23 protein-coding genes are annotated in these 24,765 nt (G+C 61.7%); 4 read left to right on the top strand and 19 right to left on the bottom strand.

Annotation, left to right across the window (positions count from 1 at the left end; all coding sequences use genetic code 11):
- Positions 1 to 23: 23 nt before the first annotated feature.
- Positions 24 to 1,037 carry a tRNA (adenosine(37)-N6)-threonylcarbamoyltransferase complex transferase subunit TsaD gene (gene tsaD, locus PG887_RS06965; protein WP_010675619.1) on the top strand — a complete coding sequence of 338 codons (1,014 nt, stop codon included), beginning with the start codon at positions 24 to 26 and terminating at the stop codon, positions 1,035 to 1,037.
- A 73-nt stretch (positions 1,038 to 1,110) separates the two neighbouring features.
- On the opposite strand, the gene rpoS is transcribed toward tsaD, so the two are convergent.
- The 14 genes from rpoS to rlmD all read right to left on the bottom strand — a co-directional run bounded on the left by rpoS (position 1,111) and on the right by rlmD (position 15,996).
- The gene (rpoS, locus tag PG887_RS06960) at positions 1,111 to 2,094 is read right to left on the bottom strand and encodes an RNA polymerase sigma factor RpoS (protein WP_010675620.1); all 984 of its coding nucleotides are present in this window, start codon (positions 2,092 to 2,094) and stop codon (positions 1,111 to 1,113) included.
- A gap of 46 nt (positions 2,095 to 2,140) precedes the next feature.
- Positions 2,141 to 3,211, bottom strand: coding sequence for a LysM peptidoglycan-binding domain-containing protein (locus tag PG887_RS06955; RefSeq protein WP_160837271.1), 1,071 nt, complete (start codon positions 3,209 to 3,211; stop codon positions 2,141 to 2,143).
- 9 nt (positions 3,212 to 3,220) lie between these two features.
- Entirely contained in the window at positions 3,221 to 3,802 is a 582-nt protein-coding gene (locus tag PG887_RS06950) for a YqaA family protein (protein WP_010675622.1), read from the bottom strand.
- Positions 3,799 to 4,416: a protein-L-isoaspartate(D-aspartate) O-methyltransferase gene (locus PG887_RS06945; protein ID WP_010675623.1), complete on the bottom strand. Its 618-nt coding sequence runs from the start codon at positions 4,414 to 4,416 to the stop codon at positions 3,799 to 3,801. The genes PG887_RS06950 and PG887_RS06945 overlap by 4 nt, the downstream gene beginning before the upstream one ends.
- Positions 4,417 to 4,420: 4 nt before the next feature.
- Positions 4,421 to 5,182 (bottom strand): 5'/3'-nucleotidase SurE, encoded by a 762-nt coding sequence (gene surE, locus PG887_RS06940; protein WP_041211067.1) that lies wholly within the window; start codon positions 5,180 to 5,182, stop codon positions 4,421 to 4,423.
- Positions 5,163 to 6,221, bottom strand: a complete 1,059-nt coding sequence (gene truD / locus PG887_RS06935) for a tRNA pseudouridine(13) synthase TruD (protein ID WP_160837289.1) — start codon at positions 6,219 to 6,221, stop codon at positions 5,163 to 5,165. Before truD ends, surE begins: the two co-directional genes overlap by 20 nt.
- Entirely contained in the window at positions 6,221 to 6,697 is a 477-nt protein-coding gene (gene ispF, locus PG887_RS06930; protein WP_052814805.1) for a 2-C-methyl-D-erythritol 2,4-cyclodiphosphate synthase, read from the bottom strand. The genes truD and ispF overlap by 1 nt, the downstream gene beginning before the upstream one ends.
- A 58-nt stretch (positions 6,698 to 6,755) precedes the next feature.
- The gene (gene ispD / locus PG887_RS06925; RefSeq protein ID WP_134996885.1) at positions 6,756 to 7,487 is read right to left on the bottom strand and encodes a 2-C-methyl-D-erythritol 4-phosphate cytidylyltransferase; all 732 of its coding nucleotides are present in this window, start codon (positions 7,485 to 7,487) and stop codon (positions 6,756 to 6,758) included.
- A complete protein-coding gene (ftsB, locus tag PG887_RS06920) occupies positions 7,480 to 7,797 on the bottom strand; it encodes a cell division protein FtsB (protein WP_010675628.1) in 318 nt (105 codons plus the stop codon). Before ftsB ends, ispD begins: the two co-directional genes overlap by 8 nt.
- 177 nt (positions 7,798 to 7,974) lie before the next feature.
- Entirely contained in the window at positions 7,975 to 9,276 is a 1,302-nt protein-coding gene (gene eno, locus PG887_RS06915) for a phosphopyruvate hydratase (protein ID WP_043154803.1), read from the bottom strand.
- A gap of 89 nt (positions 9,277 to 9,365) precedes the next feature.
- Entirely contained in the window at positions 9,366 to 11,003 is a 1,638-nt protein-coding gene (pyrG, locus tag PG887_RS06910) for a glutamine hydrolyzing CTP synthase (protein ID WP_039041042.1), read from the bottom strand.
- A gap of 141 nt (positions 11,004 to 11,144) precedes the next feature.
- Positions 11,145 to 11,942, bottom strand: coding sequence for a nucleoside triphosphate pyrophosphohydrolase (gene mazG, locus PG887_RS06905; protein WP_042016228.1), 798 nt, complete (start codon positions 11,940 to 11,942; stop codon positions 11,145 to 11,147).
- 171 nt (positions 11,943 to 12,113) lie between these two features.
- A complete protein-coding gene (gene relA, locus PG887_RS06900) occupies positions 12,114 to 14,324 on the bottom strand; it encodes a GTP diphosphokinase (RefSeq protein WP_010675631.1) in 2,211 nt (736 codons plus the stop codon).
- 349 nt (positions 14,325 to 14,673) lie between these two features.
- On the bottom strand, positions 14,674 to 15,996 hold the full coding sequence (rlmD, locus tag PG887_RS06895; protein WP_104454749.1) for a 23S rRNA (uracil(1939)-C(5))-methyltransferase RlmD: 1,323 nt from the start codon (positions 15,994 to 15,996) through the stop codon (positions 14,674 to 14,676).
- Between the two features lie 269 nt (positions 15,997 to 16,265).
- Between rlmD and barA the strand changes: the two genes are divergently transcribed.
- From barA to PG887_RS06880, 3 genes are all read left to right on the top strand, one after another.
- Complete coding sequence (gene barA, locus PG887_RS06890) at positions 16,266 to 18,986, top strand: two-component sensor histidine kinase BarA (RefSeq protein ID WP_270821390.1); 2,721 nt, start codon at positions 16,266 to 16,268, stop codon at positions 18,984 to 18,986.
- 64 nt (positions 18,987 to 19,050) lie between these two features.
- Positions 19,051 to 19,536 carry a DUF1456 family protein gene (locus PG887_RS06885; protein ID WP_270821389.1) on the top strand — a complete coding sequence of 162 codons (486 nt, stop codon included), beginning with the start codon at positions 19,051 to 19,053 and terminating at the stop codon, positions 19,534 to 19,536.
- A gap of 32 nt (positions 19,537 to 19,568) precedes the next feature.
- The gene (locus PG887_RS06880) at positions 19,569 to 20,450 is read left to right on the top strand and encodes an N-acetylmuramoyl-L-alanine amidase (RefSeq protein WP_104454752.1); all 882 of its coding nucleotides are present in this window, start codon (positions 19,569 to 19,571) and stop codon (positions 20,448 to 20,450) included.
- 150 nt (positions 20,451 to 20,600) lie between these two features.
- Here PG887_RS06880 and pdxJ read toward each other — a convergent pair whose 3' ends face one another.
- From pdxJ to lepB, 5 genes are all read right to left on the bottom strand, one after another.
- Positions 20,601 to 21,338, bottom strand: a complete 738-nt coding sequence (gene pdxJ / locus PG887_RS06875) for a pyridoxine 5'-phosphate synthase (protein WP_010675636.1) — start codon at positions 21,336 to 21,338, stop codon at positions 20,601 to 20,603.
- A 157-nt stretch (positions 21,339 to 21,495) separates the two neighbouring features.
- Positions 21,496 to 22,206, bottom strand: coding sequence for a DNA repair protein RecO (gene recO, locus PG887_RS06870; RefSeq protein ID WP_039040537.1), 711 nt, complete (start codon positions 22,204 to 22,206; stop codon positions 21,496 to 21,498).
- Positions 22,207 to 23,106 (bottom strand): GTPase Era, encoded by a 900-nt coding sequence (gene era / locus PG887_RS06865; protein WP_041211854.1) that lies wholly within the window; start codon positions 23,104 to 23,106, stop codon positions 22,207 to 22,209. It abuts the gene before it with no gap.
- Between the two features lie 61 nt (positions 23,107 to 23,167).
- On the bottom strand, positions 23,168 to 23,839 hold the full coding sequence (rnc, locus tag PG887_RS06860; RefSeq protein ID WP_010675639.1) for a ribonuclease III: 672 nt from the start codon (positions 23,837 to 23,839) through the stop codon (positions 23,168 to 23,170).
- A complete protein-coding gene (gene lepB / locus PG887_RS06855; protein WP_010675640.1) occupies positions 23,840 to 24,763 on the bottom strand; it encodes a signal peptidase I in 924 nt (307 codons plus the stop codon).
- Positions 24,764 to 24,765: the final 2 nt, after the last annotated feature.

Genomic DNA, 24,765 nt, shown 5'->3' with positions numbered 1-24,765 from the left:
TTTAGCAGTGAAATTTTTTAGCAATGCGTGTATTGGGCATAGAGACATCCTGTGACGAAACCGGGATCGCGATCTTCGATGATCAAAAAGGGATCCTTTCCCACCAGTTGTACAGCCAGGTCAAGCTGCATGCGGACTACGGCGGCGTTGTTCCCGAGCTCGCCAGCCGGGACCATGTACGCAAGACGATCCCCTTGATCCAGGCCGCCTTGAAAGAGGCCGGACTTGGCAAGGATGACATCGATGGCATCGCCTATACCGCGGGGCCAGGTCTGGTTGGCGCCATCCTGGTCGGGGCGACCATAGGCCGCTCGCTGGCCATGGCCTGGGACAAGCCAGCCATCGCCGTGCACCACATGGAAGGTCACCTGCTGGCCCCCATGCTGGAAGAGCGAGCCCCCGAGTTTCCCTTCGTGGCGCTGCTGGTCTCCGGCGGCCACTCCATGCTGGTCCGGGTCGATGGCATCGGCAGCTACCAGCTGCTGGGCGAATCGATCGACGATGCCGCCGGTGAGGCGTTCGACAAGACCGCCAAGCTGATGGGTCTGGACTACCCCGGTGGTCCGCTGCTCTCCCGGCTGGCGGAGAAGGGCACCACTGGACGCTTTACCTTCCCGCGTCCCATGACCGACCGTCCCGGGCTCGACATGAGCTTCTCCGGTCTCAAGACCTTCGCCGCCAACACCATTGCCGCCAACGGTGATGATGAACAGACCCGTGCCGACATCGCCCGGGCGTTTGAGGATGCGGTGGTCGACACCCTGGCCATCAAGTGCCGCCGTGCCCTGAAAGAGACCGGTCTCAATCGTCTGGTCGTGGCAGGCGGCGTCAGTGCCAACCGTCATCTGCGCGCCCAGCTGGCCGAGCTGATGGAGAGCCTCAAAGGTGAAGTCTTCTACCCGCGCACCGAATACTGCACCGACAACGGCGCCATGATCGCCTATGCCGGCATGCAACGCCTTAAGGCGGGAGTCTTCGAACCCCTGGTCGTCAAGGCCGTGCCGCGCTGGCCGCTGGATACCCTGGATCCGGTGTGATCCTGACGATCCACGACAAAAAGAAAGGGGCCTGCGGCCCCTTTTTCATCTTGATGACGGTATTCATACCCGTTTAATTGGTGCGGAATAGCGCCTCAATGGAGAGCCCCTGCCCCAGCAGGATCTCCCGCAGACGGCGCAACCCTTCCACCTGGATCTGGCGCACCCGCTCGCGGGTCAAACCAATCTCGGCGCCCACGTCTTCCAGGGTGGCCGGTTCATAGCCGAGCAGACCGAAACGGCGGGCCAGCACTTCGCGCTGCTTGGGATTTAGCTCCTCCAGCCAGTGCACTATGCTGCTGCGCATGTCATCTTCCTGGGACTCCAGCTCGGGCCCCATGCCGCGCTCGTCGGAGAGCACGTCCAGCAGCGCCTTGTCGCGATCGCCACCAATGGGAGTATCCACCGAGGTGATCTTCTCGTTGAGCTTGAGCATGCGATTCACATCGTCCACAGAGCGATCCAGTGCAGAGGCGATATCCTCGGCGGTCGGCTCATGGTCGAGACGATGAGAAAGCTCGCGCGCAGTGCGCAGATAGACGTTCAGCTCCTTGACCACATGGATGGGCAGACGAATGGTACGGGTCTGGTTCATGATGGCCCGCTCTATGGTCTGGCGGATCCACCAGGTGGCATAGGTGGAGAAACGGAAGCCTCGCTCGGGGTCGAACTTCTCGACGGCGCGGATAAGGCCGAGGTTGCCCTCTTCGATGAGATCCAGCAGCACCAGGCCGCGGTTGTTGTAGCGCCGGGCAATCTTGACCACCAGGCGCAGGTTGGATTCGATCATGCGCTTGCGCGCCGCTTTGTCGCCACGCAGGGCACGGCGGGCGTAGTAGACTTCCTCTTCAGCCGTGAGCAAGGGGGAGAAGCCTATCTCCCCCAGATAGAGCTGGGTGGCGTCCATTACCTTGTTCAGCTCGGGCGCCATCAGTTCATCGGAAATGGTCTCTTCGGCTTCGGCCGCCACTTCCTGAACCTCTTCTTCCTCCTGAACCTCCAGCTCCTCGTCGAACTCTAACTCTGCATCCTGCATTACCAGTTGTTCTTGGCTCATGATATCTCTCCCTGACCTACACCAGAGTAAGACTCAGCTCTCTGAGTTAACGCTTTGGCAAATAGCCCATCGGGTTGATCGACTTGCCTTTGTACCGGATTTCAAAGTGCAAGCGCACATCCGGCGCATCCGTGCTACCCATATTGGCGATAACCGCTCCGCCCTTCACGGTGTCTCCCTCCTTGACCCTCAACTCATCGTTGTGAGCGTAGGCGGAGAGGTAGTCATCGCTGTGCTTGAGAATTATCAGCTTGCCATAACCTCGCAGTGCACTGCCCGCATAGACCACTTTGCCGCTGCTCGCAGCGTAAATGGGTTGGCCCTTCTGGCCGGAAATGTCGATGCCCTTGTTGCCTTGTTCCGCAACGGAGAAGCCTTCAACGATCCGCCCTTTGGTCGGCCAATGCCAGGAGAGTGTTGACGAGGAACTGACGGTTTTTTGTTCTTTCGCCTGAGCGTATGCTGTTGACGAGGCAGGAGCAATCGTTTTCTGAGCAATAAATGGTGTGGTCGTACCTGCCGGAGCCGTGGCCAGGGGTTTGGGCCCCGTGCTGGTCACCACCGGTGTGGTTGCTGCCACCATCTGACCACCCGAGGACCCCGCGCCCCCCACATTGAGCACCTGGCCCACGTGCAATGCATAAGGAGCCTGGAGGTTGTTGCGCTGGGCCAAGGCCTGGTTGGAGAGACCGAACTGGCGACCGATGCTGCTCAAAGTATCGCCACGGCGCACCTCGTAACTGCCAGACCCCGTCACGCTGCCACGACTGACAGGGCTGCCGACGGTTGCCACCGCCATGGGGGCGGAAGCGCCATCGAGCCTGAGCTGCTGGCCGGGATAAATGTTATAGGGGGGAGTGATGCCATTGATGCTGATAAGCGAAGCCACATCCATGCCAGAACGAAATGCAATGGAGTAGAGAGTGTCTCCTTTGACCACGGTGTACCCGTTGCCTGCAATGCCGGGCTTGGTCATACCTTGACGCACGGGGATGGTCGAAGCGACCTGATCATTGCCCAGGCTGTGCACCGGAGCCGCAGTCTTGCTGGAGGAACAGGCAAGCAGCAGCCATGACAACACGACGACACCGCTACCTTGCCAAACACGCGAACACATAGTGGATCCTTAACGACTAAACCAGAAATAGGCCGCAACGGCCAAACCAATACAGAGCCAGCCCAGCACATCCACATAGTGCATCAGCTTGCGCTCCATCTTCTCGCCGCCCCAGCGCATCAGACCTGCAACCAGGAAGAAGCGCATGCCACGACCGATCAGCGAGGTCAGGATGAAAGGCAACAGTGCCATGTGGAGCAAGCCAGCCGTGACGGTAAACACCTTGTAGGGGATCGGCGTGAAGCTGGCAATAAAAATAACCCAGATGCCCCACTGCGCGAACCACTGCTCGGCCAGGGCAATCTTGTCCTCATAGCCAACCGAGGTCACCAGCGGCTGCACCACTGGCTCCCACAGGGCATAGCCGAGCAGATAACCAAACAGGGCGCCCAGCACCGAAAAGAGGGTGGCCAGCGCGGCATAGTGCCAGGCGCGATGAGGTTTGCCGAGCGCCATGGGCGCCAGCATCACATCCACCGGAATGGGCCAGAAGATGGATTCAATAAAGGCGGTGATGGCCAGATACCAGGGGGCATACTTGTGGCGTGCCCACTGCATCACCAGAACATAAAGGCGGGAAAACAACTTCACTCGACATCTCCGTCAATCAGGGGAACGAAACGTACCGGCTCCAGGATCCGGCTGGTGAGCTGGGAGCCCGATCGCTCGATGAGCTGCAGGGTCTGCTGGCCATCACCCACCGGCAACACCAGACGACCACCGTCAGCCAGCTGATCGGTCAGGGCCTTGGGGACCTCACTGGCCGCCGCCGTCACCAGAATGGCGTCGAAAGGGCCCTTGTTGGGCCAACCTAGCCACCCATTGCCGTGCTTGGCCGACACATTGTGCAGATCGAGCTGGCGCAATCTGCGCCGGGCCTGAAACTGCAGCGACTTGATCCGCTCCATGGTGTAGACATGCTCCACTAGGTGGGCCAGTACCGCCGTCTGGTAGCCCGATCCCGTCCCGATCTCCAGCACATGGGCCGGATCGTTCTGGATCAGCAGCTCGGTCATGCGCGCCACGATGTAAGGCTGGGAGATGGTCTGCCCATGGCCGATGGGCAGGGCCGTATTGTCCCAGGCCTTGTGGGCCATGGCCTCGTCCACAAACAGCTGGCGCGGCACCTTCGCGATCGCCGCCAATACGCGGAAATCGCGGACATCCTGGGCAATCAGTTGATTCAACAGGCGCTGTACTATCACAACGTCATCCCTGCAGATCCAGCCACGCGCCCAGGGTCGACAGACTGCCGTAGGCCGTCATGTCGATGGTCAGGGGAGTGATGGAGACATAACCCTGCTCGATGGCGGCAAAGTCCGTTCCCTCTCCCGCATCCTGCTGGTTGCCGGGGGGACCAATCCAGTAGACCGGCTGACCACGGGGATCCTCGGTGCGGATCACCGACTCCGCCCGGTGGCGATTGCCAAGACGAGTCACCCTGATCCCCTTGATCTGCTCGAGCGGCAGGTCAGGCACATTCACGTTGAGGATCTGATCCGCAGGCAACGGATGCACCATCAGCCCCCGCACCAGCTGGGCGGCGTAGTGGGCCGCACTGGCGAAATGGGTCTTGCCCACCAGCGATACGGCGATGGAGGGGAAACCAAGATGACGCCCTTCCGTCGCGGCCGCCACCGTCCCCGAGTAAATGACGTCATCCCCCAGGTTGGCCCCGTGATTGATACCGGCCACCACCATGTCGGGCTCAGGGCGCAGCAGTTCGTTGACCGCCAGATGAACGCAGTCGGTCGGCGTCCCCTTGACCGCATAACTCTTGATGCCGTGAAAACTGGACGCATCGAGGCGGGTGACCCGCAGCGGCACTTCCAGCGTCAGGGAGTGGCTGGCACCGCTGCGGTTGCGATCCGGCGCCACCACCACGACCTCGCCACAGGCACGCAACGCCTCGCTGAGGGCGCGAATGCCCTCGGCGTGTACCCCATCGTCATTACTGACCAGAATTCGCATCGGTTGAGTTCCTGAGACCGTGATCGGCCTCTTCGGCCTGCATTAACTCTCGTACCACGCTGGTGGCAAAGGCGCCGGCAGGCAGGAAGAACGACAGGGTCAACACCTCGTCCTCCCGTTGCCAGCTCATCTGCTCCGGCTTGAGCAGCAGCGGGCGCCTGTCCTGATCCAGCCCGGCTTTCTCCAGCCCCTCGCACCAGTCGCCATAAGAGGCCAGCACTCCTTGCTCGAACTCGGCGGCTGCCCCCTGGCTCGCCAGACGGCCACGGCCCCACTGGGGAGCGGTCAGTTGCACGTCTCCGGAGGCAAGGCGCGCCTCGAGCTCGGGCGTCACGCTCTCTTCACTGAAGATGGAGTGGCTGCCCTTGAGCATCACGCAGTCGCCAGCCAGCAGCTGATGGGCCAGCCCCTGCTCGATGCGGGCGCTGACGATGGCATTGAACAGCATGCTGCGGGCGGCGGACAGATAGAGGGAGCGCTTGTTGCGATCCTTGATCCGTTTGCCGGCGAACATCGCCTTGGCGGCCTCCAGGTTGTTGCCACCGCGGCCGAAACGCTGCTCGCCGTAGTAGTTGGGCACCCCCTGGGTTGCAATCGCCTGCAGACGGGATTCCAGCCCGTCGGCCTGCTCCAGACCGGTTAGACGCAGGGTGAAGTGGTTGCCCTTGAGATAGCCGACCCGCAGCTTCTTGTTGTGGCGCTTCACCTCAAGGATCCGGATGTTGTCGTTCTCGATGACCGAGAGACCCGGCTCGCCCTTGCCCGGCAGATGGATGCCGAACCACTGTTCGGTCACCGCATGGCGATCTTTCAGACCAGCCCAGGTCACCGCATTGCGGGCAACCCCGGCCGCATCGGCCAGCAGGCCAGCCACCCAGGCGGTATTCTCGCCGGTTTTGCGTACCCGGACGAAGATGTGTTCCCCCTCGCCGCAAGGTGCAAACCCGAGATCTTCATTGACCACGAAGTCGGCGGCCTCGGCCTTGAGGATGCCGCGAGCAGTGGGCGTCCCGTGCAGATAGGCAAGTTGTTCAAGCATCATTGTTTCACCAGCAAGACGACGGCTTCGGTGGCGATCCCTTCCTTGCGCCCCGTGAATCCGAGTTGTTCGGTGGTGGTCGCCTTGACGTTCACCCGGTTCAAATCACATTGCAGATCTGCGGCCAGCACGGCGCACATGGCGTCGATATGGGGGGCCATCTTGGGGGCCTGGGCGATGATGGTCACATCCAGGTTGCCGATGGCATAACCTGCGCGCTGCACGCGGGCAAAGACATCCCGCAGCAGGATGCGGCTGTCGATGCCCTTGAATTCGGCGGCGGTATCGGGAAAGTGGCGGCCGATGTCACCGGCGCCGATGGCCCCCAGCAGGGCATCGCTCACCGCATGCAGCACCACGTCGCCATCGGAGTGGGCCAGCAGGCCCTGTTCATAGGGCACCGCCACCCCGCCCAGCATGCAGGGACCAACCCCGCCAAACTTGTGAACATCAAAACCATGTCCGATCCGCATCATGCCTGCGCCCTCCTCAATACACGGAAATCTGTCTCATCAAAACCATGTCCGGTGCGGATCATGCCTGCTCCTCTGGGGATGAATCGGGTCGTGCCGACCGGCACGCACGTTGTTGCTGTAAATAGAGCCCGGCCAGGGAGAGATCTTCCGGCCGGGTCACCTTGATGTTGTCGGCCCGCCCTTCCACCATGCGCACGGGGAAACCGGCGCGCTCCATGGCGGAGGCTTCATCGGTGATGGCGGCGCCGAGCGCCAGCCCCTCCTCCAGCGCCCGCTTGAGGGGGCGGACCAAAAACATCTGGGGCGTCAGGGCATGCCAGAGCTGCTCGCGATCCACGGTGGCGAGGATATTGCCGGCCGCATCGGTGCGCTTCATGGTATCGCGCACCCGGCTGCCGAGGATGGCACCGCCAGAGGCCATGGCGGCAGCAATGAGCGCATCGAGATCCTCGTGGGTCAGACAGGGCCGGGCCGCGTCATGCACCAGTGCCCACTCCCCTTCTGCAACGTGCAACGCATTGAGCACGGAGTAGGCACGCTCGCTTCCCCCTTGCACTCGCAGCACCCGCGGATCGGTTGCCACAGTCAAGGTCTCAAACCAGCGGTCGTGGGGCGCCAGCGCCACGATCACACGGGCGATGGCGGGATGGGAGAGCAGACGCTCCAGGGTGTGCTCCAGAATGCATTTCCCTGCCAGGGAAAGGTACTGCTTAGGGCAACTGGCCCCCATGCGACTACCAATACCGGCAGCCGGGACGATGGCGGTCAGGCCGCTCAGGCTATCAGTCATCGTAGGGGGCACCATCAGGCTCCGTCACCTGATCCTTTTCTTTGGGAATGATTCGGTAGAAGGTCTCGCCCTGCTTGATATAGCCAAGATCGTTGCGCGACAACTCCTCGATGGCCTCAAGGCCAGAGGTAAGATCGTCGATTTCCCGGTAAATCAGACTGTTGCGATCCTTGAGTACCAGGTTGTCCTGTTGCTGCCGCTCGATGGCGGTGGAGAGTTCCCGATAGTCGGAGAGGCCGTTTTTCCCCAGCCAGAGGTCATATTGCAGCCCTCCCAACAGGAGGAGCAGGATAAGAGTGAGTAGCCGCATGCACTGAGTCTCCTTCAAGCGGCCTAGTTTCCCATATTCGCAGGCAAGACAAAAGAAAGCCTGTGTGCCGGATGGGTTGGTCGGAATAAAAAATGCAGTTCGCACACGCCCATAAGCGCAGAACGAAAAAGCCCCGCCAGATGGCGGGGCTTTGTGAAGCATGAGCGCAGGCGAAAATTAAGCCTGGTTCTTCACTTCTTTCAGACCACGGAACGGAGCCTTGGCACCCAGGGCTTCTTCGATACGGATCAGCTGGTTGTACTTGGCAACACGGTCAGAACGGCTCATGGAACCGGTCTTGATCTGGCCAGCAGCGGTACCCACAGCCAGGTCGGCGATGGTCGCGTCTTCGGTCTCACCGGAGCGGTGGGAGATGACGGCAGTGTAGCCAGCGTCTTTGGCCATCTTGATGGCAGCCAGAGTTTCGGTCAGGGAACCGATCTGGTTGAACTTGATCAGGATGGAGTTGGCGATGCCGTTGTCGATACCGCGCTTCAGGATCTTGGTGTTGGTTACGAACAGGTCGTCACCCACGATCTGGATTTTCTTGCCCAGTTCGGCGGTCTGGTAGGCGAAGCCTTCCCAGTCGGATTCGTCCAGGCCATCTTCGATGGAGACGATCGGGAACTTGGTGGTCAGGTCAGCCAGGAAGTCGGAGAAACCGTTGGAGGTGAAGATACGACCTTCGCCCTTCAGGTTGTACTCTTTCTTCTCTGCGTCGTAGAACTCGGACGCAGCACAGTCCATGGCCAGGGTGATGTCGGTGCCCAGTTTGTAACCGGCAGCGGCAACGGCTTCAGCGATCACTTCCAGCGCTTCGGCGTTGGATTTCAGGTTCGGAGCGAAACCACCTTCGTCACCGACGGCAGTGTTGTAGCCCTTGGACTTCAGCACTTTGGCCAGGTTGTGGAACACTTCTGCGCCCATACGAACGGCTTCTTTCAGGGTCTTGGCGCCAACCGGCTGGATCATGAACTCCTGGATGTCGACGTTGTTGTCGGCGTGCTCACCACCGTTGATGATGTTCATCATGGGCAGCGGCATGGAGTAGACACCCGGGGTGCCATTCAGCTCGGCGATGTGGGCGTACAGCGGCATGCCTTTGGCAGCAGCGGCAGCTTTGGCGTTGGCCAGGGAAACAGCCAGGATGGCGTTGGCGCCGAACTTGGATTTGTTCTCGGTACCGTCGAGGTCGATCATGATCTGGTCGACAGTGGCCTGGTCCTTGGCATCTTTACCCAGCAGAGCCTGAGCGATCGGGCCGTTGACGGCTTCGATGGCTTTCAGCACGCCTTTACCCAGGAAACGGCTCTTGTCGCCGTCACGCAGTTCCAGCGCTTCGCGGGAACCGGTAGACGCGCCAGACGGAGCGGCTGCCATACCAACAAAACCACCTTCCAGGTGAACTTCGGCCTCAACGGTCGGGTTACCACGGGAGTCGATGATTTCACGACCGATCACTTTAACGATCTTGGACATGTGTATTTCCTCAGGTTTCGTAAAAAAACAACAAAAATATGCCAAAAAAAGCGGCTGTGGCACAGAGCCCCAACCGCATTTATTTTCAATTACTTCAAATTACGCTTCTGATACTCGCCCGCCGCCTTCACAAAACCGGCGAACAGGGCGTGGCCATCACGGGGAGTCGAGGTGAACTCCGGGTGGAACTGCGCGGCCACGAACCAGGGGTGATCCGGGATCTCGATGATTTCCACCAGCTTCTTGTCGGCGGAGAGACCGGTCACCTTCAGACCTGCCGCTTCAATCTGCGGCAGCAGCTTGTTGTTCACTTCATAACGGTGACGGTGGCGCTCGTAAATGGTCGGGCTGCCGTACATCTGACGCACCTTGGAGTCTTCCACCAGGTGGCAGAGCTGGGAGCCCAGACGCATGGTACCGCCCAGATCGGACTTCTCGGTCCGGGTCTCGACGTTGCCTTCGTCATCCACCCACTCGGTGATGAGACCGACCACGGGGTACGGGCTGTCTTTCTTGAACTCGGAGGAGTGAGCCCCTTCCATGCCCGCCACGTTGCGGGCGTATTCGATCAAGGCAACCTGCATGCCCAGGCAGATACCGAGGTACGGGATCTTGTTCTCGCGGGCATATTTGGCGGCCAGGATCTTGCCTTCCACACCGCGTTCGCCGAAGCCGCCCGGTACCAGGATCGCATCCAGACCTTCCAGCAGCTCGGCGCCACGGGTCTCGATGTCCTGGGAGTCGATGTACTTGATGTTGACGGAGAGACGGGTCTTCAGGCCACCGTGCTTGAGCGCTTCGTTGACGGACTTGTAGGCGTCCGGCAGGGAGACATACTTGCCCACCATGCCGATGGTGACTTCGGCAGTCGGGTTGGCCTCTTCATAGATGACCTGTTCCCACTCGGCCAGGTCGGCTTCTTTGCACTCGATGCCGAAGCGCTCGGTGATGTAGCCGTCCAGACCCTGGGATTTCAGCAGCGCCGGGATCTTGTAGATGGAGTCGACATCCTTCATGGAGATGACGGCGCGCTCGGGCACGTTGCAGAACAGGGCGATCTTGGCACGTTCGTTGGCCGGAATGGCGCGGTCGGAGCGGCAGATCAGCACATCCGGCTGGATACCGATGGAGAGCAGCTCCTTCACGGAGTGCTGCGTCGGCTTGGTCTTCACCTCGCCGGCGGCGGCCAGGTAAGGAACCAGGGTCAGGTGCATGAACATGGCGTTGTTGCGACCCACGATGGCCGCCAGCTGACGAATGGCTTCAAGGAACGGCAGGGACTCGATGTCGCCCACGGTACCGCCCACTTCGACGATGGCAACCTGATGGCCTTCGGCACCGGCAATCACCCGCTCCTTGATGGCGTTGGTGATGTGCGGGATCACCTGGATGGTGGCGCCCAGATAGTCACCACGACGCTCCTTGCGCAGCACGTCCGCATAAATGCGGCCGGTGGTGAAGTTGTTGCGACGGGTCATCTTGGTGCGGATGAAACGCTCGTAGTGGCCCAAATCCAGATCGGTTTCGGCCCCGTCCTCGGTTACGAACACTTCACCATGCTGGGTCGGGCTCATGGTGCCCGGATCCACGTTGATGTACGGGTCCAGTTTCATGATGGTCACATCCAGACCACGGGCTTCCAGAATGGCTGCCAGAGAAGCTGCGGCAATGCCTTTGCCGAGGGATGAAACAACGCCACCAGTCACAAAAATATATTTGGTCGTCATGCTGAACCTGAAAGAAGTTTAGGGAATTTTAAGGGGTGCTTCGGGGATGAAGCAGGACGGGGAAACAGTATACCAAAACCCCCACTCCCAAACAATGAACAAAAATCTATCAGGCTCCCCGCCGCCCCGTCTTGCGCCAAATCAACTTTGCTCGGTTTCCTTGGCCTTGTTCCAGGCCTCGTCCAGCTTCTCCAGGGAGCAATCCGTCATTTTCAGACCTTCTGCGGCAATAAAGTGTTCAACCTGACGAAAACGACGCTCAAACTTGGTGTTGGCAGCCCGCAGCACCTGCTCGGGATCCTTGCCCAGATGGCGCACCAGGTTGACGGTGGCGAACAAGAGATCACCGAGCTCGTCGCTCACCCGCCCCTCGTCCACATCCGCCATCAACACCTCTTCCATCACCTCGTCGATCTCCTCGTGGATCTTGTCCACCACGGGCCCCAGCGTCTTCCAGTCAAAACCGACGGTAGCGCAGCGCTTCTGGATCTTGGCGGCCCGGGTCAGGGCAGGCAGGGAGAGGGGGATATCGTCCAGCACGCTCTCCTTGTCGAGCGCCGCACGCTCTTTCGCCTTTTCCGCCTCCCAGTTCGCTTTGACCGCCTGCTCGTCACCCAGGTCGGCATCGGAGAAGACATGGGGGTGGCGGCGAATGAGCTTCTCGCTCACGGTATCGACGATGTCGGCAAAGTCGAACAATCCCTGCTCCTTGCCGAGCTGGGCATAGAACACCACCTGGAACAGCAGATCACCGAGTTCCCCCTTCAGCCCTTGCCAATCTTCGCTCTCGATGGCATCCGCCACCTCGTAGGCCTCCTCCAGGGTGTGCGGCACTATGGTCTGGAAACTCTGCTTGAGATCCCAGGGGCAGCCCCCGTTCGGGTCACGCAATCTGGCCATGATGTCGAGCAGTTGGGGAAGGTCGTAGCGTTGGGACATGGGCAACTCACTTTCGATTCGGTAAATGGGGTTCATGAAGATCCGCTCACGCCACTGTTCCACATGATGTGGAGCCATGGCGGACGGAGATGGGGTGCATGATAACCGTCTTCAATGCTCTGCAAGGAGGGAGAAAATGCAGACCGGCCACTGGGGCCGGTCTGTTGAGCATTACAGCCGCTTGGCGCTGATCACGTCGTTGAGCTGACTGAGCTTGGCCAATGCCCGGTTGAAGGCGTTGATGTTGTAAATCTCCAGCTCCATGTCGATTTCGGCGGTCTGCTCGCGCACGTTGGAGCGCGAACGCACCCCCATCACGTTGATCTTCTCGTTGGCGAGCACGGTGGTGATGTCGCGCAGCAGACCGGATCTGTCGTTGGAGAGAATGCGGATGGTGAGACCGTAACCGCCGGAGTAGTTCTCCCCCCAAACCGCATCGATCAAGCGCTCCGGGTTGCGACGCGACAGTTCCTTGAGCTGCTCGCAATCCTCCCGGTGGATGGAAACCCCCCGTCCCATGGTGATGAAGCCCTGGATGGCGTCCCCTGGGATGGGCTGGCAGCAGCGGGCGATGTGAGTCATCAGGTTGCCCACCCCTTCCACCACGATGTGATCCTTGGGTTTGGGGCGGAAGGGCACATTGGCCTTCTGCTCCAGCTTCTCCAGCAGACGGCGATCTTCTTCTTCCGCCGTCGGCTTGTTGTAGCGGGTGTCCAGATAATTGAGCAGCTGGTTGATGCGGATGTCGCCGCTGCCGATACCGGCCAGCAAATCTTCCAGCTCCTCCGCATGGAAGCGCTCCAGCACCACCTTGTCCACCTTGGATAGGGTGAGGTTGTGCCTGTCCAGCTCTTTCTCCAGCAGCTCCTTGCCGGCGGCGATGTTCTTGTCCCGGTCCAGCTTTCTGAACCAGGTGGCCACCTTGGCCCGCGCCCGGCTGGAGCGCAGGAAGCCGGCGTTCGGGTTCATCCAGTCGCGGCTCGGGTTCGGCTCCTTCTGGGTGATCACCTCCACCTGATCACCGGTTTGCAGCGTATAGGTGAAAGGCACGATGCGGCCGTCGATCTTGGTGCCGATGCAGCGGTGACCGATCATGCTGTGCACGTGATAGGCGAAGTCGAGCGGCGTCGCCCCTGCCGGCAGGTCGATGACATCGCCCTTGGGAGTGAAGACATAAACCCTGTCCTCGAACACCTGACTGCGCAGATCGTCCAGCAAGGAGCCGCTCTCCGAGAGGTCCTCCTGCCAGGCGAGGAGTTTACGCAGCCATTCGATCTTGTCTTCGAAGGTGCTGGTCTTGGCAGCGGCCTGGGCCCCTTCCTTGTAGCGCCAGTGCGCAGCCACACCGAGCTCCGCATCCTGATGCATCTGCTCGGTACGGATCTGGATCTCCACCGTCTTGCCCTCCTCCCCCACCACCACGGTGTGGATGGACTGGTAGCCATTGGGCTTGGGGTTGGCGACATAGTCGTCAAATTCGCGGGGAATATGGTGGAAATGGGTGTGAACGATACCGAGCGCCGCGTAGCAATCCTGCAGCCGCTTGGTGATCACCCGCACCGCGCGCACATCGAACAGCTCGTTGAATTCGAGGTGCTTCTTCTGCATCTTGCGCCAGATGCTGTAGATGTGTTTCGGTCGGCCATAGACCTCGGCCTCGACGCCGGCCTCGGCCAGGGCATCGCGCAGGGACTGCACGAATTCGCGGATGTAGCGCTCGCGGTCGAGCCGTTTCTCGTCCAGTTGCTTGGCGATCTGCTTGTAGGTGTCCGGGTGCAGGTAGCGGAAGGCGAGATCCTCGAGCTCCCACTTGAGCTGACCGATACCGAGGCGGTTCGCAAGGGGAGCATAGATGTTGGTGATCTCCTGGGCCATCAGCACCCGGGTCTCCTCATCCGCTTTCTTCGCCTCACGCAGGCAGGCGATGCGCTCCGCCAGCTTGATGACCACGGCGCGCACGTCCTCGACCATGGCGAGCAGCATGCGGCGCACGTTGTCCACCTGCTCCGGCGAGGTTTCGCTGCGGTGAAGGGTTTGCAGGGAGCGAATGGCCTCCATCTCCAGCACCCCTTCCACCAGCTTGGCGATCTTGGGGCCGAAGTCCTCGTTCACCTTTTCCTGGCTGATGAGACCGGCTTCGACGAAGGGATAGAGAATGGCGGCCTTGAGGGTGGCGAGATCCATGCTGAGCATCAGCAGGATGCCCACCATCTCGACCCCGCGCACCAGCAGGCGGTTGGTGAGCGCTTCGTCACCCAGGGTCAGGCAATACTGGTAGACGGTTCGCAACTGATTCTTGTCACTTTCACTCAGGGTAAGGGAACTGACCCACTCATCCAGAGTGAAATTGTCTTTCAAATGAATATCGCGCACCGCAACCATGGTATCAATCCTTAAAAGTGTGGGGTCGAAAGCCGATGCTCTCCTCATCCCCTCATCAACTGATGACTGCCTCAAATGGGGATGCATGAAAGAGTTTTCAAGGCATGTCACCGCGCAAGGTGACAGGGCTCTTCCCCGCACCCGATCCACTATCGACGACCTAGATTACCCTAATCACTCCCGCTCAAACAGCGCTGCCGCCGCTGGAAAACCAAGATAACCGCATTCTGCCCTGCCCGTTGAAGGCAGCGAAAAACACCTGTTTTACCTCACTCTGGCAGCATCATGCACATCGAAAAATCATCACGACCGCATCTTGATTCATCCAGAATAATGCGGTCGCCTCGACTCAGCCCCGTTCGAACAGCGCCATGGACTCCAGATGACCGGTGTGGGGGAACATGTCCAGCATCCCCAGACGGGTCAGCTTGTAGCCCCCCTGCACCAGCACCTGACTGTCACGGGCCAGGGTGACCGGGTTACAGGAAACATAGACCACCCGTTTGGGGGAAAGTGCCGCCACGTGGCTCATCACCTCCAGCGCCCCGGGTCTGGCCGGATCCAGCAGTACCAGATCGAACCCTTCCCGGGCCCAGGACATGCCCACGATGTCGCCGCTCAAGTCCGCCTTGTAGAAGCGGGCGTTGTCGATTCCGTTGCGGCGGGCATTCTCCTGTGCACGCGTCACCATGGCGAGCTCCCCTTCCACCCCCACCACTTCGCGGGCCTGGCGGGCCAGCGGCAGGGTGAAGTTGCCGATGCCGCAGAAGAGGTCCAGCACCTTGTCATCCTTGCCTGCGTCGAGCCAGCTCAATGCCTGCTCCACCATGCGCTGGTTGACGGGCCCGTTGACCTGGATGAAGTCGCCGGGAGCGAATGCAAGAGACAGGCCATCCAGCGTGTAACTTGGCTGAGACTGTTGACGCAGAGGTTCGATCTGCTCGTCCGCCGCCTGCAGATAGAGGTCTATCCCCTGGGCGGTGGCAAACTCGGTCAAGTGCGCCCGATCCGCCTCGGTGGGGCGACCGGTATGGCGCAGCAGCATCAGAATGCCCTGCTCCCCCTGAATGAGTTCCGCATGGCCCAGTTCGCGCTGGCTCTTCAGCCGGTTGAGGCATTCGCGCAGAGGGGCGATAAGGGCAGAGAGGGGCTCGGCCAGCACAGGACAGCCGGCAATCTCTACCAGATCGTTCGACTGGCGACGACGAAAGCCCACCCGGGTACAGCGACCGTTCTTGTCAAACTTGATGGCCAGACGGCAGACCCGGCGGTAGGCGTGGGACTCCCCCGTCAGCGCAGGTGCCAGCGTAGGCGCCTGGATGTTGCCAAGGCGCTCGAACAGGCTGACCAGTCCAGCCTCCTTGGCCGCCAGCTGATCTCTCTCTCCCAGGTGCTGGGCACTGCAACCGCCACACTCGCGATAGTGGTCGCAGAAGGGGGCGACCCGGTTGGCCGCCGGGGTCACCACCTGTTGCAGGGCGGCGTGGGCATAGTGCTTCTTGTCGTCGATGATGCGGGCCTTGATGGCCTCGCCGGGCAGCGCCCCTTCGACGAAGATGGCCTTGCCCTGATGACGGCCGATGCCGACACAGTGGTGATCCAGACTGTCTACCGTAAATTCAATACGTTGGGGCTGGGTGGATTTCTTTTGGGGCTTAAAAAACTGGGCCATAAAACTTGGTGCCTATAGGTGGCTATGTCATGATTGTGGAATCTGCGGCAGACCATTGTCCCACAAGAATAATCGTATGACCAAATACGGCCTGAGGGCCCCAGCCGCGGCATCCGCCCCATCGTCCATTCTGACCAAAAGTGGCCCATTGATATGACCGGATACGGCCTGAGACCCCGTACAGCGACAGTGACTGTATTGCCTGCCCGACCCCGGTGCCTGCATGCGCCCCGGGTCATGGCTTCTCTTGCGAAAGACAGGTCGGCGGCATGACCAAGTACGGTCTCAGGGCCCGGGTGCTGGCCTTCACCATCTTGCCGACCCTCATCATCGGCGGCCTCATCGCCGGCTATTTCACCTTCCACCGCTATCAGCAGCTGGAAAACAACCTCATCGATCAGGGCATCAACATCATCGAGCCCCTGGCCATCGCCAGCGAATACGGCATGACACAGCACAGCCGCGAATCCCTCAAGCGGCTGATCGGGCTCACCCATCGCAAGAACTCGCCCTTCATCAAGTCCATCGCCGTCTTCACCCAGGAGAACCAGCTGTTCGTGACGTCCAACTACCACAGGGACTTCAGCCAGCTTCGTCTGCCGGACGGCAGCGTCATCCCGGCCCTGACCAGCGTCTCCGTCAACGGCGATGACATCATACTGCGCACCCCCATCCAGGCAGAGACCAGCCTGGACGGCTTCCCGCTGCCAAGCGATCTGGAGCCGCCGGTCATCGGCTACATCTCCATGCAACTCGCCACGGACAGGGCCATCGTCCTGCAGTACCGCGACGCCTTCTTCGCGGTCATCATCGTGCTCATCGGGCTGGCCATCAGCGCCCTGTTCGGCTTCCGTCTGGTCAAGAGCGTGACCCAGCCCATCACCGACATGGTGCAGGCGGTGCACCGGATCAGGGAGGGGCGGCTCGATACCCGGGTCAGCGGCCAGCTCACCGGCGAGCTGGACATGCTCAAGAACGGCATCAACGCCATGGCCAAGGCGCTCTCCGAATATCACGAGGAGATGCAGCAGAACATCGATCAGGCGACGTCGGATCTGCGGGAGACCCTCGAGCAGATCGAGATCCAGAACGTCGAGCTCGACATGGCGAAGAAGCGCGCCCAGGAGGCGGCCAGGGTCAAGTCCGAGTTCCTCGCCAACATGTCCCACGAGCTGCGCACCCCTCTCAACGGGGTCATCGGCTTCACCCGCCAGTTGCTCAAGACCAGTCTGACCCCGAGCCAGACCGACTACATGCAGACCATCGAGAAGTCGGCGCGCAACCTCCTTGGGATCATCAACGACATCCTCGACTTCTCCAAGCTGGAGGCGGGCAAGCTGCAGCTCGAGCACATCCCCTTCAGCCTGCGGGACACCCTCAACGAGACCATGCACCTGCTGGGGCCGAGCGCCCACGACAAGCAGCTCGAACTCTCCCTCCAGGTGGATGCCGCCGTGCCGGACTACCTCACCGGCGACCCCATGCGTCTGCAGCAGGTGCTCACCAACCTCACCGGCAACGCCATCAAGTTCACCGAGCGCGGCAACGTGGACGTGCGTGTCGAGCAGACCGGGGAATCCAGCGGCAACAAGGTGCGCCTGCGGGTGCTGATTCGCGATACCGGCATCGGCATCTCCGAAGAGCAGCAGCGCCAGTTGTTCCAGGCCTTCAACCAGGCAGACTCCTCCATCTCCCGCCGCTATGGGGGCACCGGGCTCGGGCTCGTCATCACCCAGAAGCTGGTGCAGCAGATGGGGGGCCAGATCCGCTTCGAATCCGAACTCGGCAAGGGGTCGGTCTTCTCGTTCCACCTGGATCTGGATGTCTCGCCCCTGCCCCAGAGCGAGCGGCTTCCGCTGGATCGCATCCAGGGCAAGCGGGTCTGGCTGCTGGAGCCAGATCCCTTCACTCACGCCTCCCTGCTCGCCCTGCTGGGAGAGTGGCACCTGGATGTGCACTCCCTGACGGTGGACGAGGAGTGGCCCCCGATGAGCAGCCAGGACATGGTGCTCATCGGCAGCAGCACCCTGCAAAGCCCGCAGCAGGTGATTGCCCGTCTCGACGGACTGGACGGCCAGCAGAACACCATAGTGCTGCTCAGCAGCCACGAGCCGGCCCTCTACGACGCCATGCTGGCCCACGGCGCCGTCCACTGCCTCTCCAAGCCCATCAACCATCGCAAGTTGCTGCACGCCCTGCTCTCCCCCGAGGCGGTACGCCGTGCCCCCCTGCCCGCGCCGACGCCGCGCAGCGTGCAGGCGGTCAAGGTGCTGGCGGTGGATGACAACGCCGCCAACCTCAAGCTCATCGCCGCCATGCTCAAGGAGATGGTGACCGAGGTGGTGGTGTGCAAGAACGGCAAGGAAGCGGTCAACCTGGCCCAGAGCCAGCCGTTCGACATCATCTTCATGGATATCCAGATGCCCGTCATGGACGGCATCAGCGCCACCCAGGCGATCCGCCACCACTCCCTCAACACCGAGACCCCCATCGTCGCGGTCACCGCCCATGCCATTCCCGGTGAGCGGGAGCGCCTCATTCGCCAGGGCATGGACGACTACCTGGCCAAACCCATCGACGAGGGGATGCTGGCGCAGCTCATCACCGACTTCGCCCACAGGCGGCACCAGAATCACGGGGATCAGCAGATAGACTGGCCCCTCGCCGTGCGTCAGGCCGCCGGCAAGCCGGCCCTCGCCCGGGAGATGCTGACCATGCTGCTGGCCAGCTTCGACGAGGTGGAGCCCATCCTGGCGGCGGCGCTGGAAGGGAGTGTCGACGATGCAGACGTGCTGGCCCAGCTCCACCGCCTCAACGGTGGCTGCGCCTACTCCGGGGTGCCGGGTCTGCAACGCCTGCTCTCCCAGCTCGAGCAGCAGCTGCGCGACGGGGTCGCCGTGAGCGATCTGGAGCCCGAATTGCTGGAGCTGCAGGATGCCCTGGAGCAGGTGAGGCAGGAGGCCCCCCGCTACCTGGCCCTGACCGACTGAGGCGCTTTTTCTGACTGGACAGGCGGCAGGTGGTAACATCTGCGCCGTTTCCACAGGAGTCAACATGACCAACAACGATATTCTGCGCCGCCTGCGCTATGCCCTCAGCATCAGCAACGACCAGATGGTCGAGATCTTTGCCAAGGGCAATCTGGCCATCACCCATGCCCAGTTGCACGGCTGGCTGATGAAGGAGGCGGAAGAGGGCGAGGCACAGGAAGCGGGCTTTGCCGCCTGCCCGGACTCGGCACTGAGCCAGTTCCTCGACGGCTTCATCGCCCTGCGCCGCGGTGTGCGGGAAGATGCCCCGCCCCAGGTGATCCCGAACCGGATCAACAACAACCTGATCCTGCGCAAGCTGCGCATCGGCCTCAACTACAAGGAAGAGGAGATGCTGGGCACCCTCAAGCTCGCGAACTTCAACCTCTCCAAGTCCGAGCTGAGCGCCCTGTTCCGCGCCAGGAATCACAAGCACTATCAGGATTGCGGGGATCAGATCCTGCGCAACTTCCTGATTGGCCTCACCGCCAAATACAGGCCCGAGCCCTGATGACCGCCTCCGGCCAGGTGCGAGGCTAGACCATGGGCTGGCGCCGCCTGCTGGCTCCACGCCCGTCGGCGAGCGGCGGCGCGTGCCGGTTCGCGGCGCGCTGGTTCTGGTCACTGCCCCTCATCCTGCTGCTCGGCGCCTGCCAGCCTGCGCCCTATCGGCTCAATCAGGATCATCAGAGCGCCAGCCAGAACGAGCGCATCGCCTTCCTCATCCTGCACTACACGGATGAAGAGGATGCCCGCTCCCTGCGCCTGCTGACCGAGCCGGAGCACAAGGTGAGCGCCCACTACCTGATCCCCCGAGACACCGACGAGCAACCGTTCCCGGTCTACCAGCTGGTGCCCGACAGCCAGCGGGCCTGGCACGCCGGACGCAGTCGCTGGCATCACTACGCCGGGCTCAACGCCAGTTCGCTCGGTATCGAGATAGTGAATCTCGGGTATGACGAGAAAGACGCGGCCCTGCCCGCCCATCTGAGACACTGGCAACCCTATCCCCCTGCCCAGATCGCCGCCCTCGGCGCCCTCGCCCGGGATCTGGTCGAACGCTACCAGATCCCCCCCACCCAGGTGCTGGCCCACAGCGATGTCGCCCCCGAGCGCAAGCAGGATCCCGGCCCCCGGTTCCCCTGGCGCGAGCTCGCCCTGCGCTACGGTGTCGGCGCCTGGCCCGACGAGGCCCGGGTGGCCGAGCTGCGCCAGACGCAGCTCATCCCTTGGGATGCGCTGCAATGGCAGCAGCAGCTTGCCCGTTACGGCTACGGCCTACCCCAGCACGGCGCCTGGGATGAGCAGAGCCGCGCCGCCCTGCGCGCCTTCCAGCTTCACTTTCGCCCTGCCCTGATCACCGGCGAGCCGGATGCCGAGTGCCAGGCCATCCTCACCGCCCTGCTGGAGCGCTACTTCCCGTAACCAGGCTGAGGCGCCCCTTTCCTTTCGCCCTCTGCACACGGATGCCCGGCCCCATGCCAGATGAGCACGGGGTTCACCCCGCCTTCCACTCCTGAAAACCACAAGGGACGCCGAAGCGTCCCTTGTGGTTGCGATACCTGCGAAGCGGCATCAGATCCCCTGACGGGCTTCCTGCATCAGCGCACGCATGTCGCTGACCGCCTTGGCCAGACCGTCGAAGGCGGCGCGGCCGATGATGGCGTGACCGATGTTGAGCTCATAGAGCTCGGGGATGGCGGCGATAGCCTTGACGTTGTGGTAGTGCAGACCGTGGCCCGCATTGACCTTCAAGCCCTTGCCTGCGGCGTAGGAAGCACCGGCTGCGATGCGCTTGAACTCGGCGTTGCGCTCGGCATCCGTGGTGGCATCGGCGTAGCGGCCGGTGTGGATCTCGATGAAGGGAGCACCGCTCGCGGCGGCCGCATCGATCTGCAACGGATCCGCATCGATGAAGAGGGATACCTGAGCACCGACAGCCGCAAGACGGGTCACCGCATCGGTCACCTTGTCCAGCTGGCCCGCCACGTCCAGACCACCCTCGGTGGTCACCTCGGTGCGCTTCTCCGGCACCAGGCAGACGAAGTGGGGCTTGATGCGGCAGGCGATGCCGATCATCTCCTCGGTCACCGCCATCTCCAGGTTCATCCTGGTCTGGATGGTCTGGCGCAGGATCTCCACGTCCCGGTCGGTGATGTGGCGGCGATCTTCCCGCAGGTGGACCGTGATGCCATCGGCACCGGCCTGCTCGGCCACGAAGGCGGCCTGTACCGGATCCGGATACTGGGTGCCGCGGGCGTTGCGCAGGGTGGCGATATGGTCGATGTTCACACCCAGGTAGATCTCGCTCATTGCTTACTCCTTGATACAGGTCATCTGTGAATGCCGGAGCGGGTGGAGCCCGCTCCTCTGTCCATGTGCCGCCGCAGGCCGGTTCTGGTCGCGGCGACAGCATTATTGTTCATGAAAGGCGATGTCATAAACACAAAACATCACCAGATAATAAAAATCAGCTTGAAACACTGCCTTTTCGCTTCAAAAAGAGCTCCCTGCTCTTCAGTTGACGCTTGCCGAGATAGGGCTGCAGCGCCAGTCGGCTGAAACGCTTGGCCGCCTGCAGCAAGGGAGGCGTGTCGAAACGCCCCTCGGCGAAGGCCAGCAGGTGGGCGCCGAGGAACAGGGTACGGGGATCCGGCGCCCGCTCGCAAGCGACAAAGCCGAGCTCCCGCTCGAAGCCGTAAAGCAGGGTGGGGTCGATGGGGGAGTCGTCGTCCGCGGCATATTCGAAGTCCACCGCGTAGCCCAGGGCCTGCAGCAGCAGGAACTCGAAGCGGCGCAGGGGCAGCTCCGGGGTCTCTCCGTCCGCCAGTGCCATGATGGCACGGGCATAGGCGTCGAACACCTCGGGGAAGGGGGTGTGCGCTTCCAGCAGGTAGTAGACCAGCTCGTTGAGATAGAGGCCGTAGAAGAGACGATCCCCGCCGAGGCGCAACGAGTGATCCGGGCACTCCACCTGGGTGAGGTTCTTGAGATCCCCCTTGCCGCGCCAGGCAATGGTGAGCAGGGTGAAGGGCTGAAGCAGCCCCTTCAGAGAGGAGCGTGGCCCGCGGGAACCGCGAGCCACCAGGGTGAATCGACCGCTATCCTGGGTGAAGACCTCGACCAGCTGGCTGGTCTCCCGATAGGGCCGACTGTGGATGACGAAAGCCGGGGTCAGCAATCAGTCGTCGCCATACCCGAGGCTGCGCAGGGCCCGCTCGTCGTCGGCCCAGCCGGACTTGACCTTGACCCACAGCTCGAGATGCACCTTGTTCTGGAACAGCCGTTCCATGTCGATGCGCGCCTCTGTGCCGATGGTCTTGATCTTCTCGCCCTTGTTGCCGATGACCATCTTTTTCTGGCCTTCGCGCTCCACCAGGATGAGCCCGTGGATGTGGTAGAGACCGGTCTCCTCCACCTTGAAGCGCTCGATCTCCACCGTCACCGAATAGGGCAGCTCCTCGCCGGTGAAGCGCATCAGCTTCTCGCGGATGATCTCGGAGGCCATGAAGCGGGAAGAGCGGTCGGTCACGTAATCTTCCGGGAAGAAGTGGACGTTCTCCGGCAGCAGATCCTTGGCCCACTCGCGGATCTTCTCCACGTTGGTGCCCTTCTCGGCGCTGATGGGCAGGATGTGGGCAAAGTTCATCTGCTGACCCAGCCACTCGAGGTGCGGCAGCAGATCCTCTTTTTCCTTGACGTTGTCGATCTTGTTGACCGCCAGCACCACGGGGCACTTGAGGTGGCGCAGCTTGCCCAGCACCATCTCGTCATCCTTGGTCCAGTGGGTGCCGTCCACCACGAACACCACCATGGCCACGTCCCCCAGGGAACTGGTGGCGGCGCGGTTCATCAGGCGGTTGATGGCCCGCTTCTCCTCGATGTGCAGACCCGGGGTATCCACATAGATGGTCTGATGGTTCTCCTCGGTGTCGATCCCCAGGATCCGGTGACGGGTAGTCTGGGGCTTCTTCGAGGTGATGCTGACCTTCTGGCCGAGCAACTTGTTGAGCAGGGTGGACTTGCCCACGTTGGGGCGGCCCACGATGGCGACAAAGCCGCAATAGGTGGTATCTGTCATGACCGCGTTCCCAATGCTGATGGAGTGAAAAGAGCGCACAGTGCCGGATCCGTCATGGTGCTCATGACAGCCGTTCCAGTGCTTGCTGCGCCGCGGCCTGTTCGGCCTTGCGGCGGCTGGAGCCGATCCCGACCAGGGGGCCATCCAGCCCATCCACTTCGCACTGGACGGTGAACTCCTGGTTGTGGGCCTCGCCCTTGACGTTGGTCACCGTGTAGGTCGGCAGGGATTTGCGGCTGCCCTGCAGGATCTCTTGCAGACGGGTCTTGGGATCCTTCTGTTCGATCCCGGGCTTGATCTCGCCAAGGCGGCTGGCATACCAGCCGAGCAGGAGGCTGCGCACCCGCTCCAGATCCGTGTCCAGATAGATGGCGCCGATCACCGCCTCGACGGTGTCGGCCAGGATGGACTCGCGGCGAAAACCGCCGCTTTTCAGCTCCCCCGGCCCCAGGATCAGGTGATCCCCGAGGTCGAATTCCCGGCCCAGCTCGGCCAGCGTCTTCTCGCGCACCAGGGTGGCGCGCATCCGGCTGAGATCCCCTTCCGCCGCCTGCGGGAAGCGGTGGAAGAGGTCATCGGCAATCACCAGACTCAGGATGGAGTCCCCCAGAAATTCCAGGCGCTCGTTGTGACGGGACCCTGCGCTGCGATGGGTCAGTGCCCGGGTCAGCAGCTCAGGATCCTGAAAGACATGCCCGAGACGGGACTGCAGTCTGTTCATCTTGATATTCATTTACTTGATTCCGCCAATGCGGTTGAAGCGCACACCGGTCGGCACCCAGCTCGGCAAGCTGGACCCTTCCTCGCGCTCGAATTCGAAACTGATCCAGATGGCGACCGCCTTGCCTACCAGGTTCTGCTCGGGCACGAAACCCCAGAAACGGCTGTCGGTGCTGTTGTCGCGGTTGTCACCCATCACGAAATAGTGGCCTTCCGGCACTACCCACTCGTCGGGGTAGGTCCCGGGCTGGCGATAGTAGCGGTCCACCAGGTCCGGCATCAGCGGGTTGCGCAAGGTCTCGTGGGAGACATCGCCCAGCTGTTCGGTGTAGCGATCCAGCGGGATCCCCATCTGGCTGAACTCGCCGCGCTGCTCGAACTTGACGTCCAGCTTCTGGAAGCCTGGGCACGTTTTCCCTTCCTGCTCATCGCACTTGGGCCGGATCATCAGCTCCTTGTTGCGATAGATGACCCGATCGCCGGGCATGCCGACCACCCGCTTGATGTAGTCCACCCGGGTATCCAGCGGATACTTGAAGACCACCACATCACCGCGCTTCGGCTCACCGGTCTCGAGGAACTTGGTGTTGGTCACCGGGTCCTTGAGGCCGTAGGCAAACTTCTCCACCAGGATGAAGTCGCCCACCAGCAGGGTCGGCATCATGGAGCCGGACGGGATCTGGAACGGCTCGAAGATGAAGGAGCGCAGGATCAGCACCAGCGCGATCACCGGGAAAACCCCGCCGGTCTGTTCGATCCAGACCGGCATGGGGGCCACCTTGGCCAGTGTCTTCTCGTCCACATCCGGACCGGCATTGGCACGGGCGGCGGCAATCTTGGCCGCCCGCTGCTTGGCCCAGACCAGCTTGTCGAGCGTCCAGATGATGCCGGTCAGCAGGGTGACGACGACGAGGATCAGGGAAAAGGTGCTTGCCATCG

Origin of the sequence: Aeromonas sp. QDB14 (assembly GCF_027707845.1) — a bacterium.
In the GTDB taxonomy this organism is placed as follows: Bacteria; Pseudomonadota; Gammaproteobacteria; order Enterobacterales; family Aeromonadaceae; genus Aeromonas; species Aeromonas caviae.
The sequence above is the reverse complement of the archived record's forward strand: the minus strand, read 5'-3'. Positions and strand labels throughout refer to the sequence as shown.